This is a genomic window from Streptococcus sp. 9.1 (genome assembly GCF_016648815.1).
Lineage (GTDB): Bacteria > Bacillota > Bacilli > Lactobacillales > Streptococcaceae > Streptococcus > Streptococcus salivarius_E.
In genome coordinates this window covers 160,463-175,974 of record NZ_JACLQS010000002.1, presented here as the reverse complement: position 1 = coordinate 175,974, position 15,512 = coordinate 160,463, and the positions used below count along the sequence as shown (strand labels likewise).

The following is a 15,512-nucleotide window of genomic DNA, read 5'->3' as shown; positions in this document are numbered from 1 at the left end:
CATTTCTTCTAGTTAGATATAGCTTCAAACTATATTTAACTCTTTTTGTCTGAAAAGAAAGTATATTTGCGATAATTTGATATTTTTTTCAATTTTATGACACTTTTGTTACGAAAAGCATTGACAAATCTATGATAACGTTTTACAATTAGATTGTTCTAATTTTCGAGGGACTAAAAAAATATTGTTGTCATTTCATACTGATCGATGCTAATACCAATAATCATTTTTCTATTCCTAAGAAACAATATATAAAAGGAGGAAGAACACTAATGGGTATCGGTATTATTATTGCTAGCCATGGTAAATTCGCTGAAGGTATTCACCAATCAGGTTCTATGATTTTTGGTGAACAAGAGAAAGTTCAAGTGGTTACTTTCATGCCAAATGAAGGTCCTGACGACTTGTACGCTCACTTCAAAGATGCCATCGCTCAATTTGACGCTGACGACGAAATTCTTGTCCTTGCAGACCTTTGGTCTGGGTCACCATTTAACCAGGCAAGCCGTATCAAGGAAGAAAATCCTGATCGCAAGATGGTTATCGTGACAGGACTCAACTTGCCAATGCTTATCCAAGCATATACGGAACGTATGGTAGCTCCTGATGCTGGGGTTGAAGAGATTGTCGCTAACATTTATAAGGAAACAAAAGAAGGCGTTAAAGTCCTTCCAGAAGGCCTTATTCCTGAAGAAGACACTAAACCAGCCGACGCAAAACCTTCTATTCCTAAAGGTACCATTCCTGAAGGAACCGTTCTTGGTGATGGAAAAATCAAATACGTTTTGGCTCGTGTTGACACACGTCTCCTCCACGGTCAGGTTGCGACTGGTTGGACTCACTCAACTCACCCAGACCGTATCATCGTTGTTTCAGACACTGTTTGTCATGATAAACTTCGTACAAGCATGATTAAACAAGCCGCTCCATCTGGTGTTCAAGTTCACGTTATCCCAATTAAAAACATGGTTAAAGCAAACAATGACCCACGTTTTGGAGATACACGTGCTATGCTTCTCTTTGAATCTGTTGAAGATGCTCTTGCTGCTGTTAAAGCAGGTGTTGATGTTAAAGAAATCAACCTTGGTTCTTCAGCTTATAAAGAAGGAAAAGTCAACGTTACTAAAGCTCTTTCATTTGACCAAACAGATGTGGATGCTATCAAAGAGTTGCAATCATTGGGTGTCAAATTTGACGTTCGTGGGGTACCAAGTGATAGCCCAGCAAACGTTGATGCCTTGATTAAGTCAGCTGAAACTAAATTAGCAGAGAAGAAATAATTTTGGAGGATGCATAAATGAGTTTAGTACAAATTATTTTAGTCGTAATTGTTGCTTTCATCATCGGTTGTAGCTCAGTTAACGACCAAATCGAAACATACCAGCCAGTTGTGGCTTGTTCCCTTATCGGTCTTGTTACTGGTCATCTCGAACTCGGCGTAATGTTGGGTGGTAGCTTACAATTGATCACTATGGGATGGGCAAACGTTGGTGCTGCCATGGCACCAGATGCCTCACTTGCCGCTGTAGCTTCTACAATCATCCTTATCTTGGGTGGTCAAGGAGCTAAAGGAATTGGTCCAGCCATCGCCCTTGCGGTTCCTTTGGCTGTTGCCGGTCTTGCCTTGACAATGTTTGTCCGTACTGCAACTGTCTTCATCGCTCACATTATGGATAGTCGTGCTGAAGATGCTGATATCGCTGGTATTGAAAGATGGCACTTTATCGGTATGTCCCTCCAAGGTCTCCGTGTTGCTATCCCTGCCCTCCTCTTGCTATTGATTCCTGCACACCTTGTACAATCTGGTCTTGAATCTATGCCTGAATGGTTAACATCAGGTATGACAATCGGTGGTGGTATGGTTGTAGCCGTTGGTTATGCCATGGTTATCAACATGATGTCTAGTCGCGAAGTTTGGCCATTCTTCTTCCTTGGTTTTGCTTTGGCTGCCCTCAAAGAATTGACCTTGATTAGCTTGGGTATCATCGGCCTCTGTCTTGCCGTTATGTACCTTGCACTTGAAGCTAGTGGTTCAAATGGTTCTTCAAATGATGGAGGATCAGGTGATCCCCTCGGTGAAATTCTGGAAGACTTTTAATTAGGAGGAAAGAAAATGGCTGATTCAAAAATTAAATTAACAAAAGCAGATCGTTTCAAAGCTTTCTTGCGCTCATACTTCCTTTTAGCTTCATTCAACTATGAACGTATGCAAAATGGTGGTGTGGCTTACACCCTTATTCCTGCAATCAAAAAACTTTATCAAACAAAAGAAGAACGTGTAGCTGCTCTTAAACGTCACTTGGAATTCTTCAATACACAACCTTTCATGGCTAACCCAATCTTTGGGGTTACACTTGCCTTGGAAGAAGAACGTGCCAACGGGGCGGACATCGATGATGCCGCTATCTCAGGGGTTAAGGTTGGTATGATGGGACCTCTTGCAGGTGCCGGTGACCCTCTCTTCTGGTTTACCCTTCGTCCAATCTTCCTTTCATTAGGAGCAGGTTTGGCTGTTTCAGGTAACATCTTGGGACCTATCGTCTTCTTCGTACTTTGGAATGCTATGGTCGCTGCCGTTAAATGGTACACTCAAGAGTTCGGTTATAGAGCTGGTGCTGCGATTACAGACGACGTATCGGGTAACCTTCTTCAACAAGTAACTCGTGGCGCATCAATGATGGGGATGTTCGTTATCGGTTCTCTTATCCAACGTTGGGTAAGTATCACCTTCACACCAGTTGTCTCAACTGTTAAACAACAAGAAGGGGCTTATATCGATTGGGATAAACTTCCAAAAGGTATTGCCGGTGTTAAAGAAGCCTTCCATCAACAAGCTGCTGGTCGCTCTCTTGACGCTAACAAGGTAACAACCTTGCAAGACAACTTGAACCAATTGATTCCTGGTCTTGCTGCCCTTGGTTTGACTTTCCTCTGCATGTACCTTCTTAAGAGAAAAGTTTCTCCAATCGTTATCATTTTGGGTATCTTTGTTCTAGCTATTGTACTCCACATTATTGGTCTACTCTAATCGGAGCAAGGTATGGTTAAATCGCTCAATACCGAAATGGCTCACACATCTAAGGGAACTTGGTTTCGTGAAGGGCCTATTTACGGAAATATCATGGTCGGAGATAAGGCCTTCGAATTTTACAATGATACGAAGTTGCAAGACTACATTCAAATTCCTTGGGATGAAGTCACTTATGTGATTGCCGATGTCTACTTCGGTGGTAAGTTCATCCCACGCTTTGAAATCCGTACTAAGCAAAATGGACGTTTCCGTTTTGCCAGTCGAAAAAGCCGAATAACTTTGAAAGAAATTCAAAAAAGAATTCCTCGAGAAAGTTTAAGAAAAGCACCTAGCTTCATCGTTGTTCTCAAACAAGGCTTTAAAAATCTTTTCCGACTCATTGTCAAGAAGAAATAATCTCCGAGTATTATAAAAAGATTGTCCAATCTAATGGTTGGGCAATCTTTTTATAATGTTTTGCTCATTTTTGAAAGAAATTGACTTCTTTTGAAATTTTTTCTCACTAGCTATTGACATCTGCGTGAAAGCGTTTTACAATATGATTGTTCTTGATTTCTTATGTTTAAAAAGATTGAGAGACGCTTTTTTTAGCGTCTTGATAAAAATCGGAGATAGTCTTTTTAAGCCTAGGAAAAAATAATTTATAAGGAGGAGAACACGAATGGGTATCGGTATTATTATTGCCAGCCATGGTAAGTTCGCTGAAGGGATCCACCAATCAGGCTCTATGATTTTTGGAGACCAAGAGAAAGTTCAAGTCGTAACTTTCATGCCAAGTGAAGGTCCTGATGACTTGTACGCTCACTTCAACGACGCCATTGCACAATTCGATGCTGATGATGAAATTCTTGTTTTGGCTGACCTTTGGTCTGGTTCACCATTTAACCAAGCTAGCCGAATTGCTGGAGAAAATCCAGATCGCAAGATTGCTATCATCACAGGACTTAACTTGCCAATGCTAATCCAAGCATACACTGAACGTATGATGGATGCTAACGCTACTGCAGAGCAAGTTGCTGCTAATATCATCAAGGAAGCTAAGGGTGGTATCAAGGCACTTCCAGAGGAGCTTAATCCAGCTGAGGAAACAACAGCAGCTCCTGTAGAAGCTGCTGCACCTCAAGGAGCTATCCCAGAAGGGACAGTTATCGGAGATGGTAAACTCAAGATTAACTTGGCACGTTTGGACACACGTCTCTTGCATGGTCAGGTAGCAACTAACTGGACACCTGCTTCTAAAGCAGACCGTATCATTGTTGCTTCAGATGACGTTGCTAAAGATGAGCTTCGTAAAGAATTGATCAAACAAGCAGCACCAAATGGGGTTAAAGCAAACGTTGTTCCAATTCAAAAATTGATTGATGCTTCTAAGGACCCTCGCTTTGGTAACACACACGCGCTTATCTTGTTCGAAACTGTTCAAGACGCACTTCGTGCTATCGAAGGTGGCGTGCCAATCAAAGAACTTAACGTTGGTTCTATGGCTCACTCAACTGGTAAAACAATGGTTAACAACGTTTTGTCTATGGACAAAGACGATGTTGCTTGCTTCGAAAAATTGCGTGACCTTGGCGTTGAATTCGACGTCCGTAAGGTACCAAATGATTCTAAGAAAGATTTGTTCGACCTTATCAAAAAAGCTAACGTTCAATAACCTTCATTCAGATAAATTAGTTGATAATCTCAGCTAATCACAACTCAATAGAAAAGGAATTATTACCATGTCAGATATGTCAATTATTTCTGCAATTTTGGTCGTAGTTGTTGCCTTCCTTGCTGGTCTTGAAGGTATCCTTGACCAATTCCAATTCCACCAACCACTTGTTGCATGTACCCTCATCGGTGCTGCTACAGGTAACCTCACTGCAGGTATCATGCTTGGTGGTTCTCTTCAAATGATCGCCCTTGCTTGGGCTAATATCGGTGCCGCTGTCGCTCCTGACGCTGCCCTTGCCTCTGTTGCTGCTGCCATTATTTTGGTTAAAGGTGGTAACTTCACAACTGAAGGTATCGGTGTTGCGACTGCAACAGCTATCCCACTTGCGGTTGCCGGTCTCTTCCTAACTATGCTTGTTCGTACAGCATCTGTTGCCCTTGTTCATGCCGCAGATAAAGCTGCAGAAAACGGAAACATCGCTGGTGTTGAACGCGCACACTACCTCGCCCTCCTTCTTCAAGGTTTGCGTATTGCTGTGCCAGCTGCCCTTCTTCTTGCTATCCCAGCAGAATCTGTTCAACATGCTCTTGGATTGATGCCTGACTGGCTCAACCACGGTATGGTTGTCGGTGGTGGTATGGTCGTAGCCGTTGGTTACGCCATGGTTATCAACATGATGGCAACTCGTGAAGTTTGGCCATTCTTCGCCATCGGTTTTGCTTTTGCTGCTATTAGCCAATTGACACTTATCGCTCTTGGTGCTATCGGTGTCGCTATTGCCTTCATCTACCTCAACCTTTCTAAACAAGGTGGCGGAAATGGTGGCGGAACTTCAACTGGTTCAGGCGACCCAATCGGCGATATCTTGGAAGACTACTAGGAAGGGGTGCTCTCATGGCTGAAAAAATTCAATTATCTCAAGCGGATCGTAAAAAGGTTTGGTGGCGCTCACAATTCTTGCAAGGTTCATGGAACTATGAACGTATGCAAAACTTGGGTTGGGCTTACTCACTCATTCCTGCTATCAAAAAACTCTACACTAACAAAGAAGACCAAGCCGCAGCTCTTAAACGTCACTTGGAATTCTTCAATACCCACCCTTACGTAGCTGCTCCTATCATGGGTGTTACCTTGGCTCTTGAAGAAGAAAAAGCTAACGGTACTGACATCGAAGATGCTGCTATCCAAGGGGTTAAAATCGGTATGATGGGACCTCTTGCCGGTATCGGTGACCCTGTTTTCTGGTTCACAGTTCGTCCTATCCTTGGTGCCCTTGGTGCATCATTGGCACAAGCTGGTAACATCGCTGGTCCACTTATCTTCTTCATCGGTTGGAACCTTATCCGTATGGCATTCTTGTGGTACACTCAAGAACTTGGTTACAAAGCAGGTTCAGAAATCACTAAAGACATGTCTGGTGGTATCTTGAAAGATATTACTAAAGGGGCATCAATCCTTGGTATGTTCATCTTGGCTGTCCTTGTTGAACGTTGGGTATCTATCGTCTTCACTGTAAACCTTCCAGGTAAAGTTTTGTCTAAAGGTGCCTATATCGAATGGCCTAAAGGCAATGTTAGCGGTGACCAACTTAAGACTATCCTCGGCCAAGTTAATGACAAACTTAGCTTCGATAAGATTCAAGTGGATACCCTTCAAAAACAATTGGATTCATTGATTCCAGGTTTGATGGGACTTCTCCTTACTTTTGCATGTATGTGGTTGCTTAAGAAGAAAGTTTCACCAATCACAATCATCATCGGACTCTTTGTAGTTGGTATTGTTGCAAGCTTCTTCGGAATCATGTAAAAAGAGTAAGAGTTTAGCAAAGCTAAACTCTTTTCTTATGCTATAATAAAAGTACTACAATCAAAAAGCGAGATAGATATGGCACAATCACTAAACAAAACAGTTGAATTGCATACAACAGGCGTTTCCTACATGGCTATCGGGGGGAAAGTCGGCAAATTTCTAATCGGGGATGTGGCTCTTGAATTCTACCCAGATGTCAATGTCGAGCAATACATTCAAATCCCATGGACTAGCATTACTCAAATCGGTGCGAATGTATCAGGAAAGAAAATTAGCCGTCACTTTGAAGTGTTGACAGACAAGAGCAAATTCCTCTTTGCTTCTAAAGATTCTGGGAAGATTCTAAAAATTGCTAGGGAACACCTTGGCAATGAAAAAGTCGTCAAGCTACCAACTCTCATTCAAACTATTGGGGCTCGACTCAAAGGTTTATTTGCCAAAAAATCATAATTTTTGTATAATATAACAGACGGATAAGTACTAGCTAGACCCTTACAGAAAGCCTGCGGTTGCTGCGAGCAGGTAGGGTTGACCTACGAAATTCTACCGTTTCTAATAATTAAAAACATAAACAAGTGCACTCCTGTGAAGTTGGATGGAACCGTGGCCTATGTCACTCCAACACTTTCACTGGAGTGTTTTACTTTTTGGAGGAACTTATGTTAGATGTAAAACGTATTCGTAACGACTTCGATGCCCTTGCCGAAAAATTGGCTACACGTGGTGTCGCTGCTGAAACTTTAAATGAACTTAAAGAGCTTGATGTTAAACGTCGCGAACTTCTTATCAAATCTGAAGAACTCAAAGCTCAACGTAACATTGCTTCAGATGGTATCGCTCAAGCTAAGCGTAACAAAGAAGATGCTTCTGAACAAATCGCAGCAATGCAAAAAGTCTCTGCAGCAATTAAGGAAATTGATGCAGAACTTGCTACTATCGATGAAAAGCTTAATGCCATCGTTGTGACACTTCCAAACACACCAAATGACTCTGTTCCTGTAGGCGCTGACGAAGATGAAAACGTAGAAGTTCGTCGTTGGGGAACACCTCGTGAATTTGATTTTGAAGTTAAAGCACACTGGGATCTTGGGGAAGACCTTGGTATCCTAGATTGGGAACGTGGTGCTAAAGTCACTGGTTCTCGTTTCCTTTTCTACAAAGGCCTTGGAGCAAAATTGGAACGTGCAATCTACAACTTCATGTTGGATGAGCACGCTAAAGAAGGTTACACTGAGATGATCACACCTTACATGGTTAACCACGACTCAATGTTCGGTACTGGTCAATATCCAAAATTCAAGGAAGATACTTTCGAGCTTGACGGTACTGACTACGTCCTTATCCCAACAGCTGAAGTTCCTTTGACAAACTACTACCGCGGTGAAATCCTTGACGGTAAAGAATTGCCAATCTACTTCACAGCTATGAGCCCTTCATTCCGTTCAGAAGCTGGTTCAGCTGGTCGTGATACACGTGGTTTGATTCGTCTTCACCAATTCCACAAGGTTGAAATGGTCAAATTCTCAAAACCTGAGGACTCATATGATGAGTTGGAAAAAATGGTAGTTAACGCTGAAAACATCCTTCAAAAACTTAACTTGCCATACCGTGTCATCACTTTGTGTACTGGCGATATGGGATTCTCAGCTGCGAAAACTTACGACTTGGAAGTTTGGATTCCAGCACAAAACACTTACCGCGAAATTTCTTCATGTTCAAACACAGAAGATTTCCAAGCCCGTCGTGCACAAATCCGTTACCGTGACGAAGCTGATGGTAAGGTAAAACTTCTTCACACTCTTAACGGTTCAGGACTTGCTGTTGGACGTACAGTAGCCGCTATCCTTGAAAACTACCAAAACGAAGATGGTTCAGTAACTATCCCTGAAGTTCTTCGTCCTTACATGGGTGGTGCTGAAGTGATTTCACCAAAATAAATAAGAGAAATCTCCAGAAAAACTGGAGATTTTTTTAGTTTTGATTAGCTTCCTCGTAGTATGGTTTCAACTTATAGAATCCATCAGCGAGTTCTTCTACCAACTCTTCCATTGTTTCACTAGCAGTCACAGGGACATCATACTTGACCAAGACCTTACGAACACGACCATCTCTAACTGCTTCTTTAAGCATCTGGCGATTCTCTTCAGTTCCTTCCACACGATGACTAACACCATTTTCCTGGGCAAAATAGTATAGAGAGGGTGCAATCGGTAAGTCTAGGACCTTATGTTGCTTAGCTAGAGTGGTATCTGATTTTTTACGTTCGACAAAGCTAACTTCTACTGAAATCCCCCATTTTTCAGGCTGACCATAAAGTCGAATCGCCATGGCAACATCGTCTAAACTATCCTCAGGGGCCCTGTAATAGCACCAAAAGTGTGGCCGGCATATTTGTGCTTGATTAGCCCAATTACTGACACGATCCATCTTAAAGGGTGCCAAACGCTCCTCTAGAAGTTTTGCTAAAGCCTGCATCTCCTTACGAGCTGCTTGACCAAGTGCCTTGAGGTCTTCCATCTCTTCCTTATGTGGGCCCGCTTTTTCAGGTTTGATATACTTAACCCCTTGTTTAGATAAATAAGATTGAATATTTTCTAACATCGTTTTCTCCTTACAATGATAAAAGACCAACCCATAACGATTCTATTCCGGTTGGTCTCTTTTTTTATTTACGTTTACGAGCAATCAAATGGATTGGTGTTCCCTCAAAACCAAAGGCTTGACGAATTTGATTTTCCAAGAAACGCATGTATGAGAAGTGCATAAGCTCTTCTTCATTGACAAAGATAACAAATGTTGGTGGTTTAACCGAAACTTGTGTGCCATAGAAAATCTTAAGGCGTTTTCCTTTGTCAGTTGGTGTTGGGTTGATGGCAATGGCATCCATGATAACATCATTCAAAACAGCTGATGAAATACGACGGTTCTGACTCTCACTGATGCGTTTAATCATCTCTGGCAACTTGTTAAGACGTTGTTTCGTCTCAGCCGATACAAAGATAATTGGTGCATAGCTCAAAAATTGGAACTGATCACGGATATCTGCTTCCCAGTTAGCAACGGTATGATTGTCTTTCTTAATCGTATCCCATTTGTTAACTACGATGATAATCCCTTTACCAGCTTCATGGGCAAAACCAGCAATACGCTTATCATACTCACGGATACCTTCTTCGGCATTGATAACCATAAGGACGATATCAGAACGGTCAATGGCACGCATTGAACGCATGACAGAGTATTTTTCTGTGTTTTCATAAACCTTACCAGATTTACGCATACCAGCGGTGTCAATCATGGTATACTCTTGACCTTCACTGTCCACAAAGTTTGTATCAATGGCATCTCGAGTAGTACCAGCAATCGGGCTGGCAATCACTCGGTCCTCACCCAAAATGGCGTTAATCAAGCTTGATTTTCCGACGTTTGGACGTCCAATCAAACTAAAACGAATGATATCTGGATTTTCTTCTTCAACTTCTGTTGGGAGGTTTTCAACGATAGCATCGAGAACATCCCCTGTACCGATACCGTGAACAGATGAAACTGGATAAGGATCACCAAGTCCAAGAGAATAAAAATCATAGATATCTGCACGCATCTCAGGGTTATCCACTTTATTTACCGCCAAGATAACAGGCTTGTTGGTCTTATAGAGAATACGAGCAACGTACTCGTCCGCATCTGTCACGCCTTCCTTACCTGAAACGACAAAGACAATAACGTCAGCTTCAGTCATGGCAATGTCAGCTTGGTGCTTAATTTGTTCCATAAATGGTGCATCAACATCATCAATACCACCTGTATCAATTAAGCTAAACTGGCGATTAAGCCATTCAGCAGAGGTATAAATACGGTCACGTGTTACCCCTTCAACGTCTTCGACGATAGAGATACGTTCACCCGCAATTCGGTTAAATAGGGTCGATTTCCCAACGTTTGGGCGACCCACGATAGCAACTGTAGGTAATGTCATATGTTTAAGTCCCTGATTAAATAGGGATTCCTTTCTTCATTTAGCAGTCTCACTTCCACCAAGGAAAGCAAACTCTCTTATTCTTTATCATTATTAGGATCACCCTAACGGCGATTAACACCCTTCAAGTGAACCTCTTTGGCAAGAAAACGGATACGCTCCATCACACGTTTGGCCTGCCAAGTCTCGTCTCCTTGACGTCCATTGGATAGCTTAGCTTCTAAATCCGCAAAACTATAGTTAGACGTAAAGAAGGTAGGCAGCTCCTCAATCATGCGATGCTGGAGGATAACTTGCAAAACATCATCCCTAATCCAAGAAGAGAATTGTTCTGCACCAATATCATCTAGAACCAAAACTTCCGCCTGTTTGACAGCATCAATTTGCTCCTTGACAGAACCATCCTTGATTCCATTTTTAACATCAATAGTAAATGATGGGTAATGAATAATGGTCGTCGCAACCTTCTTGGTCTCTGAAAGTTCATGAGCCATAGCAGCCAACATGAAGGATTTTCCAACCCCCATGTCTCCGTAGATATAAAGGCCTTTCTGGTCTGGACTAGGGTAATTCGCCACAAAATCCACGAGACTCTCAAAGGTATCAACACGAGCCACATCATCTAGAGCAATGTCCGCAAAGGTAATCTTACGATAAGACTGAGGCAGACTCACCAAATTAATCCGTTTAGCAATAGCCTGCTGTTCTTGTTGCTCTTTGAGCTGACGCGTCTCCTTATAGGTGACATCAGCGTAGCCTTCATTCATGGTCAGAATCGGTTCATACCCTTTGGCAATATACGAGGCATCACCTTCCTTTACCTTACGGCATTCCACCAGGAATTGATTAAACTTAGGAAGACTACGCTTGATTTCATCCTGGCTTAGGCTATGCTCTTGAATAAAGCTAGCCACTCTTGGATCCGCTAAAATTTGCTTCGTTAAATCTGTTGCATTGCCAGACCCATGATGCCCTGTTCGGTTTAGGGTTTGTCCAACTCTTTCCATAGGCTACTCCTTTCCTTTTTCTAGTTTTGCCAAAGCTCGACGTCTAATTTCATCCAACTTGGCCTGATCAGCCTGACTGGTTTGATTATCATAATCTGGATTACTCCAGCTCGGCACATTTGTTTTCTTCTTAGAATCAGCTTTTGCTTGCTGTGATTTCTTATCGTAACCACTACGCAAAGCTAAAAGCCCCTGTTCAGCAGTGACGATATTCTTAAAGGCAAAATCGTTGGCAAGTTTAGAGATATACTCTCGATTTACATTCGTTGAACGTGTCCGTCCCAAACTGTAGGCAACCATGAGGTTAATTACCTCATCCATAAAGCCTCTTTGTGCCAAATCCGTGAGAATCTGCTTCTCAGAATTAGTCACAGTCCCGCTTGGGCCTTTAGCACTTTGCAAGTAATCTATAGGCTTTTCGGACCTAACCGCTTTAAGAATCTTTTTCTCCGTCTCCGTCAAAGCAGAATCACCACCCAATGTTTGAGCTTGAGCCTGTTCTAATTGCACCTGCATACGCTTGACAATAATCTGGTGGTTCACGGCTGTCTTTTTCGCTAAGAGATAGGTATCATACCAATTCATGCCATGAGTTTCAGACAATTTATAGATTTCTGGCACATCTGTCTTTTCATCTGTAAATACAAGTCCGTCAGCCTGCATACGATTCCTGAAACTGCTTAAATCAAACGAATTTTTAGGCTTGATTTCAGACACAGACTTTTGAGCCAAACGCTCATCGGTAAAGACATCCGAAAAACGTTTAGATAAATCTTGCAAGCCTTGTAGACCTGCCGGTTTCAAAGCATCTACTGCTGGTTCACTAATCTTTTGCTCGAGAAGTGAACTATAAACGGCATGTTTTAGAAACTGCTCAATTGATAAGGGAGACTTAAGCTCTATAACATAAAACCCTTGAGGTGACTGGTAAAAGGCCAAGAGATCTACTGCTGTCAGAACCGCCAGTGCTTCCTGAAGGGGCTGCATTCCAAAGTTAAGATGGTTCAGAATAGCCGCAAACTTATGGCGGTGATTACCATTGTCATAAAAAGCCACGAAATACTGGTAGAGAGCGTATCCTTCACTCCCAATAATGGGATAATAGCAACGCATCAAACTTGCCTGATCGGGAACGATAACCTGATTGCCAACATAGACAAATTCTTCAATAGGTCTCATTTTTTAGACTCTTTTTTCGCACGTACAGTTTTGGTGATCTCTTGAAGCAACTCTTCAATCTCATCAACATCTTTGAAAGAACGGTAGACACTGGCAAAACGTACATAAGTAATTTCATCAAGGTCAGCAAGTTCTTTCATCACTAAATTCCCAATGACATCACTATCAACCTCTCCATCATGGTTACGGCGAATGTTTTGCTCAATTCGGGTGATGGCATTTTCGATATCCTCACTAGAAACCGGACGCTTCTGAGCACTCATCAAGATACCATTGAAAATCTTATCGCGAGAGAATTGTTCACGAGTACCGTCTTTTTTGACAACCAAAAGTGGAACTTCTTCCACACGCTCAAATGTTGTAAAACGAGCATGACAAGAATCACACTCACGACGCCGACGAATGGTATTCCCATCCTCTGCCTGACGACTATCGATAACACTAGATTTATTATGTTGACATTTTGGACAACGCATGCACTTCACCACCAATCTTTGAAATTCGGTACTCTATTTTACCATAAAAACACATAAAAAGCACGCCCTAAACGAGGCGTGCTCATGACCAAGAATCACTCTAAGTCTCTTATAAATTGAATTAAAGCTCAAGTTAAGGTGTCGTCGTTTCTCCATCTGCAAATGGAATGTAAAGGTCGAAACGTGTTCCAACACCAAGTTCAGAACTAACATCGACACGGCAGCGATAAGCTTCCACAATTTGGTAAAGAATTGACAAACCAATACCAACACCAGATTGCGTTGTCGTACGGTTACGTGCCTTATCTGAACGATAGAAGCGCTCAAAGATATGCTCAATATCTTCTTTAGAGATCCCTTCACCATTATCTTGTACTTGTACCAACATTTCATCTTCCAGAGCCTTAATTGTAACCTGGATTTCCTTGTTAACAGGAGAATACTTGACCGCATTATCAATCAAAATCGTAATCGCCTGTTCAAAGTGTTGGCTGTAAATCTGTGCAGGGCGCTCTGAGCTCTCGAAATCATTGAGATAGAATTGGTAGTCTTCGTGCAAGACACGGAAGTTACCAATAACCGTACGGATTGAAGAATTCAAATCACAAGTATCGTTTCTGTGATTTTCAAATGATCCTTTGACACGGATAGAATCCAACATATCATTAATCATAATCGTCATACGGTTGGCCTCGTGACTGGCAGCCTCAAGACTTTCCTCAAGAATCTCAGGGTCATTTTTACCCCAACGTTGCAAGAGGTCCATATGCCCCTTGATAACCGCAATCGGTGTACGCAATTCATGACTGACGTCACTCAAGAAGCGCATCTGCATCTGATTATTTTCTTGGATTTTATCCATCATACGGTTAAAGTTAACCGCCAAATCACCAATTTCATCGTGACTTTCAATCTTAGAACGAAGTTCCAAATCACTTGGCGAATCGGTGATTACTCCCATCGTTTCGTGCAACTGTCTCATCGGACGCAGAATAGATGTCAAGACAACTACAGTCGCTGCGATAACTAGGACCGTCATCCCCACTTCTAGGAAAATCAATAAGAAAATCAAACGCTCTTTAAGAGCATAATAGAATTCCAAATCATGGAAGATTTGGGCATAACCAACGATGGTCTTTTTATCTTTACCGTAGATTGGAACTTGTAGCAAGAAACCACGCTTCCCTTTATAGGAAACTGACTTCAGTTTGTTTACCTCGGACATACCTGGAGGCGAATCTGTGTTCTCCTCAGAAGTAAAGATAAACGTTCCCTTTTTGTCATAAACAAAAACAGATTGGTTAGAATATAATTTATTAGAAATCGCAACCTGACCATCCAAAGAGTGCTTTTCGGAAAGCACGCCATTAATGATCGATGCATAGATATTTTTAGGTGAATAAAGGGCCGCTAAAAGCGGTTCTGGACTCAACTCTTCGTCGGAGTCCCAGTCCTTTTCGATATAAGTAACAACTTTTGAGATTGTAGTGTTTACATTTTGACGTTCACGTTGCAAAAGTAGCGTATTTGCTGAGAAAACAACAACCAGAGTGAACATCGACAATACAAGAAAGAAGACCACAGCAGTTGTCATGGTCAACTTTTTTCTAATGGTTACTTTACCAAATAATTTATCTTGTAATTTACTCATTTTTCACGGATAACGTAACCCATTCCTCGTACTGTTTGAATATATGATTCCTTACCTGGAACGTCGATTTTTCCACGCAAGTAACGAATATAAACATCTACCACGTTTGTTTCGATGGCGTCATCATATTTCCAAACTTGAAGCAAGAGTTCCTCACGGGTCATCACTTGGTTCATATTGCTCAAAAGTGTGTTCAACAAATCAAACTCACGTTTTGTCAATGGAATTGCTTCATCACCACGAACAACTGTACGGTTTTGAACATCCAATTTCAAATCACGATAAGTTGATGCTTTTGCTGGTGCATTCTTAGCAGCTTCGATATCTTGGCGACGGAAGGTTGCACGGATACGTGCCAATAGTTCTTCAATCGCAAATGGTTTTACAATATAGTCATCAGCACCGCGGTCCAAACCAGCAACAATGTCCATGATTGAATCGCGAGCTGTCATCATCATAATATAAGTATCTTTTTCTTGTTGGAGACGACGTGTTACTTCAAAACCGTCCATCTCAGGCAACATAAGGTCCAAGAGAATAAGATCGAAATCTTTCTCGAGTGCCATTTCAAGTCCTTCGCGTCCGTTGTCTGCTGTCACAACGTCGTATCCTTCGTGTTGAAGTTCAAGAGAGACAAAACGAGCAAGGTTTTTCTCATCTTCAACAATCAAAATGCGTTTGCTCATAATAAGTATTTACCACTTTCTTAAAATTTTTTGACTTCCA

16 protein-coding genes are annotated in these 15,512 nt (G+C 41.8%); 9 read left to right on the top strand and 7 right to left on the bottom strand.

From position 1 onward, the window contains the following. Positions 1–272: 272 nt before the first annotated feature. The 9 genes from H7T93_RS03050 to serS all read left to right on the top strand — a co-directional run bounded on the left by H7T93_RS03050 (position 273) and on the right by serS (position 8,434). Positions 273–1,280, top strand: a complete 1,008-nt coding sequence (locus tag H7T93_RS03050; RefSeq protein WP_049553975.1) for a PTS sugar transporter subunit IIB — start codon at positions 273–275, stop codon at positions 1,278–1,280. 17 nt (positions 1,281–1,297) lie between these two features. Next, positions 1,298–2,098, top strand: coding sequence for a PTS mannose/fructose/sorbose transporter subunit IIC (locus H7T93_RS03045; RefSeq protein WP_021145048.1), 801 nt, complete (start codon positions 1,298–1,300; stop codon positions 2,096–2,098). A gap of 15 nt (positions 2,099–2,113) precedes the next feature. Continuing rightward, a complete protein-coding gene (locus H7T93_RS03040; RefSeq protein WP_060973177.1) occupies positions 2,114–3,028 on the top strand; it encodes a PTS system mannose/fructose/sorbose family transporter subunit IID in 915 nt (304 codons plus the stop codon). Positions 3,029–3,040: 12 nt separating this feature from the next. Continuing rightward, positions 3,041–3,427, top strand: a complete 387-nt coding sequence (locus tag H7T93_RS03035) for a DUF956 family protein (protein WP_073949284.1) — start codon at positions 3,041–3,043, stop codon at positions 3,425–3,427. 265 nt (positions 3,428–3,692) lie between these two features. Further along, entirely contained in the window at positions 3,693–4,685 is a 993-nt protein-coding gene (locus tag H7T93_RS03030; protein WP_002883770.1) for a PTS sugar transporter subunit IIB, read from the top strand. 67 nt (positions 4,686–4,752) lie between these two features. Beyond that, positions 4,753–5,568, top strand: coding sequence for a PTS mannose/fructose/sorbose transporter subunit IIC (locus tag H7T93_RS03025; RefSeq protein ID WP_021145045.1), 816 nt, complete (start codon positions 4,753–4,755; stop codon positions 5,566–5,568). A 14-nt stretch (positions 5,569–5,582) separates the two neighbouring features. Further along, positions 5,583–6,494, top strand: coding sequence for a PTS system mannose/fructose/sorbose family transporter subunit IID (locus H7T93_RS03020; protein WP_002883717.1), 912 nt, complete (start codon positions 5,583–5,585; stop codon positions 6,492–6,494). A 78-nt stretch (positions 6,495–6,572) separates the two neighbouring features. Further along, entirely contained in the window at positions 6,573–6,947 is a 375-nt protein-coding gene (locus H7T93_RS03015; RefSeq protein WP_021145043.1) for a DUF956 family protein, read from the top strand. A 209-nt stretch (positions 6,948–7,156) separates the two neighbouring features. Then, a complete protein-coding gene (gene serS, locus H7T93_RS03010; RefSeq protein ID WP_155124078.1) occupies positions 7,157–8,434 on the top strand; it encodes a serine--tRNA ligase in 1,278 nt (425 codons plus the stop codon). Between the two features lie 34 nt (positions 8,435–8,468). Here serS and H7T93_RS03005 read toward each other — a convergent pair whose 3' ends face one another. From H7T93_RS03005 to H7T93_RS02975, 7 genes are all read right to left on the bottom strand, one after another. After that, a complete protein-coding gene (locus H7T93_RS03005) occupies positions 8,469–9,098 on the bottom strand; it encodes a hypothetical protein (protein ID WP_021143564.1) in 630 nt (209 codons plus the stop codon). Between the two features lie 64 nt (positions 9,099–9,162). Then, a complete protein-coding gene (gene der / locus H7T93_RS03000; RefSeq protein WP_002886596.1) occupies positions 9,163–10,473 on the bottom strand; it encodes a ribosome biogenesis GTPase Der in 1,311 nt (436 codons plus the stop codon). Positions 10,474–10,577: 104 nt separating this feature from the next. Further along, positions 10,578–11,480, bottom strand: a complete 903-nt coding sequence (dnaI, locus tag H7T93_RS02995) for a primosomal protein DnaI (protein ID WP_002883792.1) — start codon at positions 11,478–11,480, stop codon at positions 10,578–10,580. A 3-nt stretch (positions 11,481–11,483) separates the two neighbouring features. After that, positions 11,484–12,659, bottom strand: coding sequence for a DnaD domain protein (locus H7T93_RS02990; protein WP_045771723.1), 1,176 nt, complete (start codon positions 12,657–12,659; stop codon positions 11,484–11,486). Beyond that, the gene (gene nrdR, locus H7T93_RS02985) at positions 12,656–13,135 is read right to left on the bottom strand and encodes a transcriptional regulator NrdR (protein WP_002883820.1); all 480 of its coding nucleotides are present in this window, start codon (positions 13,133–13,135) and stop codon (positions 12,656–12,658) included. Before nrdR ends, H7T93_RS02990 begins: the two co-directional genes overlap by 4 nt. Positions 13,136–13,268: 133 nt before the next feature. Then, positions 13,269–14,786: a HAMP domain-containing histidine kinase gene (locus H7T93_RS02980; protein ID WP_175057403.1), complete on the bottom strand. Its 1,518-nt coding sequence runs from the start codon at positions 14,784–14,786 to the stop codon at positions 13,269–13,271. Next, positions 14,783–15,472: a response regulator transcription factor gene (locus tag H7T93_RS02975; protein ID WP_002883757.1), complete on the bottom strand. Its 690-nt coding sequence runs from the start codon at positions 15,470–15,472 to the stop codon at positions 14,783–14,785. Before H7T93_RS02975 ends, H7T93_RS02980 begins: the two co-directional genes overlap by 4 nt. Between the last annotated feature and the right edge of the window lie 40 nt (positions 15,473–15,512).

Excerpts from the sequence above, each read along its gene's own strand:
- H7T93_RS03050 (WP_049553975.1), top strand. The coding sequence starts at position 273 with ATGGGTATCGGTATTATTATTGCTAGCCATGGTAAATTCGCTGAAGGT.
- H7T93_RS03045 (WP_021145048.1), top strand. The coding sequence starts at position 1,298 with ATGAGTTTAGTACAAATTATTTTAGTCGTAATTGTTGCTTTCATCATC.
- H7T93_RS03040 (WP_060973177.1), top strand. The coding sequence starts at position 2,114 with ATGGCTGATTCAAAAATTAAATTAACAAAAGCAGATCGTTTCAAAGCT.
- H7T93_RS03035 (WP_073949284.1), top strand. The coding sequence starts at position 3,041 with ATGGTTAAATCGCTCAATACCGAAATGGCTCACACATCTAAGGGAACT.
- H7T93_RS03030 (WP_002883770.1), top strand. The coding sequence starts at position 3,693 with ATGGGTATCGGTATTATTATTGCCAGCCATGGTAAGTTCGCTGAAGGG.
- H7T93_RS03025 (WP_021145045.1), top strand. The coding sequence starts at position 4,753 with ATGTCAGATATGTCAATTATTTCTGCAATTTTGGTCGTAGTTGTTGCC.
- H7T93_RS03020 (WP_002883717.1), top strand. The coding sequence starts at position 5,583 with ATGGCTGAAAAAATTCAATTATCTCAAGCGGATCGTAAAAAGGTTTGG.
- H7T93_RS03015 (WP_021145043.1), top strand. The coding sequence starts at position 6,573 with ATGGCACAATCACTAAACAAAACAGTTGAATTGCATACAACAGGCGTT.
- serS (WP_155124078.1), top strand. The coding sequence starts at position 7,157 with ATGTTAGATGTAAAACGTATTCGTAACGACTTCGATGCCCTTGCCGAA.
- H7T93_RS03005 (WP_021143564.1), bottom strand. The coding sequence starts at position 9,098 with ATGTTAGAAAATATTCAATCTTATTTATCTAAACAAGGGGTTAAGTAT.
- der (WP_002886596.1), bottom strand. The coding sequence starts at position 10,473 with ATGACATTACCTACAGTTGCTATCGTGGGTCGCCCAAACGTTGGGAAA.
- dnaI (WP_002883792.1), bottom strand. The coding sequence starts at position 11,480 with ATGGAAAGAGTTGGACAAACCCTAAACCGAACAGGGCATCATGGGTCT.
- H7T93_RS02990 (WP_045771723.1), bottom strand. The coding sequence starts at position 12,659 with ATGAGACCTATTGAAGAATTTGTCTATGTTGGCAATCAGGTTATCGTT.
- nrdR (WP_002883820.1), bottom strand. The coding sequence starts at position 13,135 with ATGCGTTGTCCAAAATGTCAACATAATAAATCTAGTGTTATCGATAGT.
- H7T93_RS02980 (WP_175057403.1), bottom strand. The coding sequence starts at position 14,786 with ATGAGTAAATTACAAGATAAATTATTTGGTAAAGTAACCATTAGAAAA.
- H7T93_RS02975 (WP_002883757.1), bottom strand. The coding sequence starts at position 15,472 with ATGAGCAAACGCATTTTGATTGTTGAAGATGAGAAAAACCTTGCTCGT.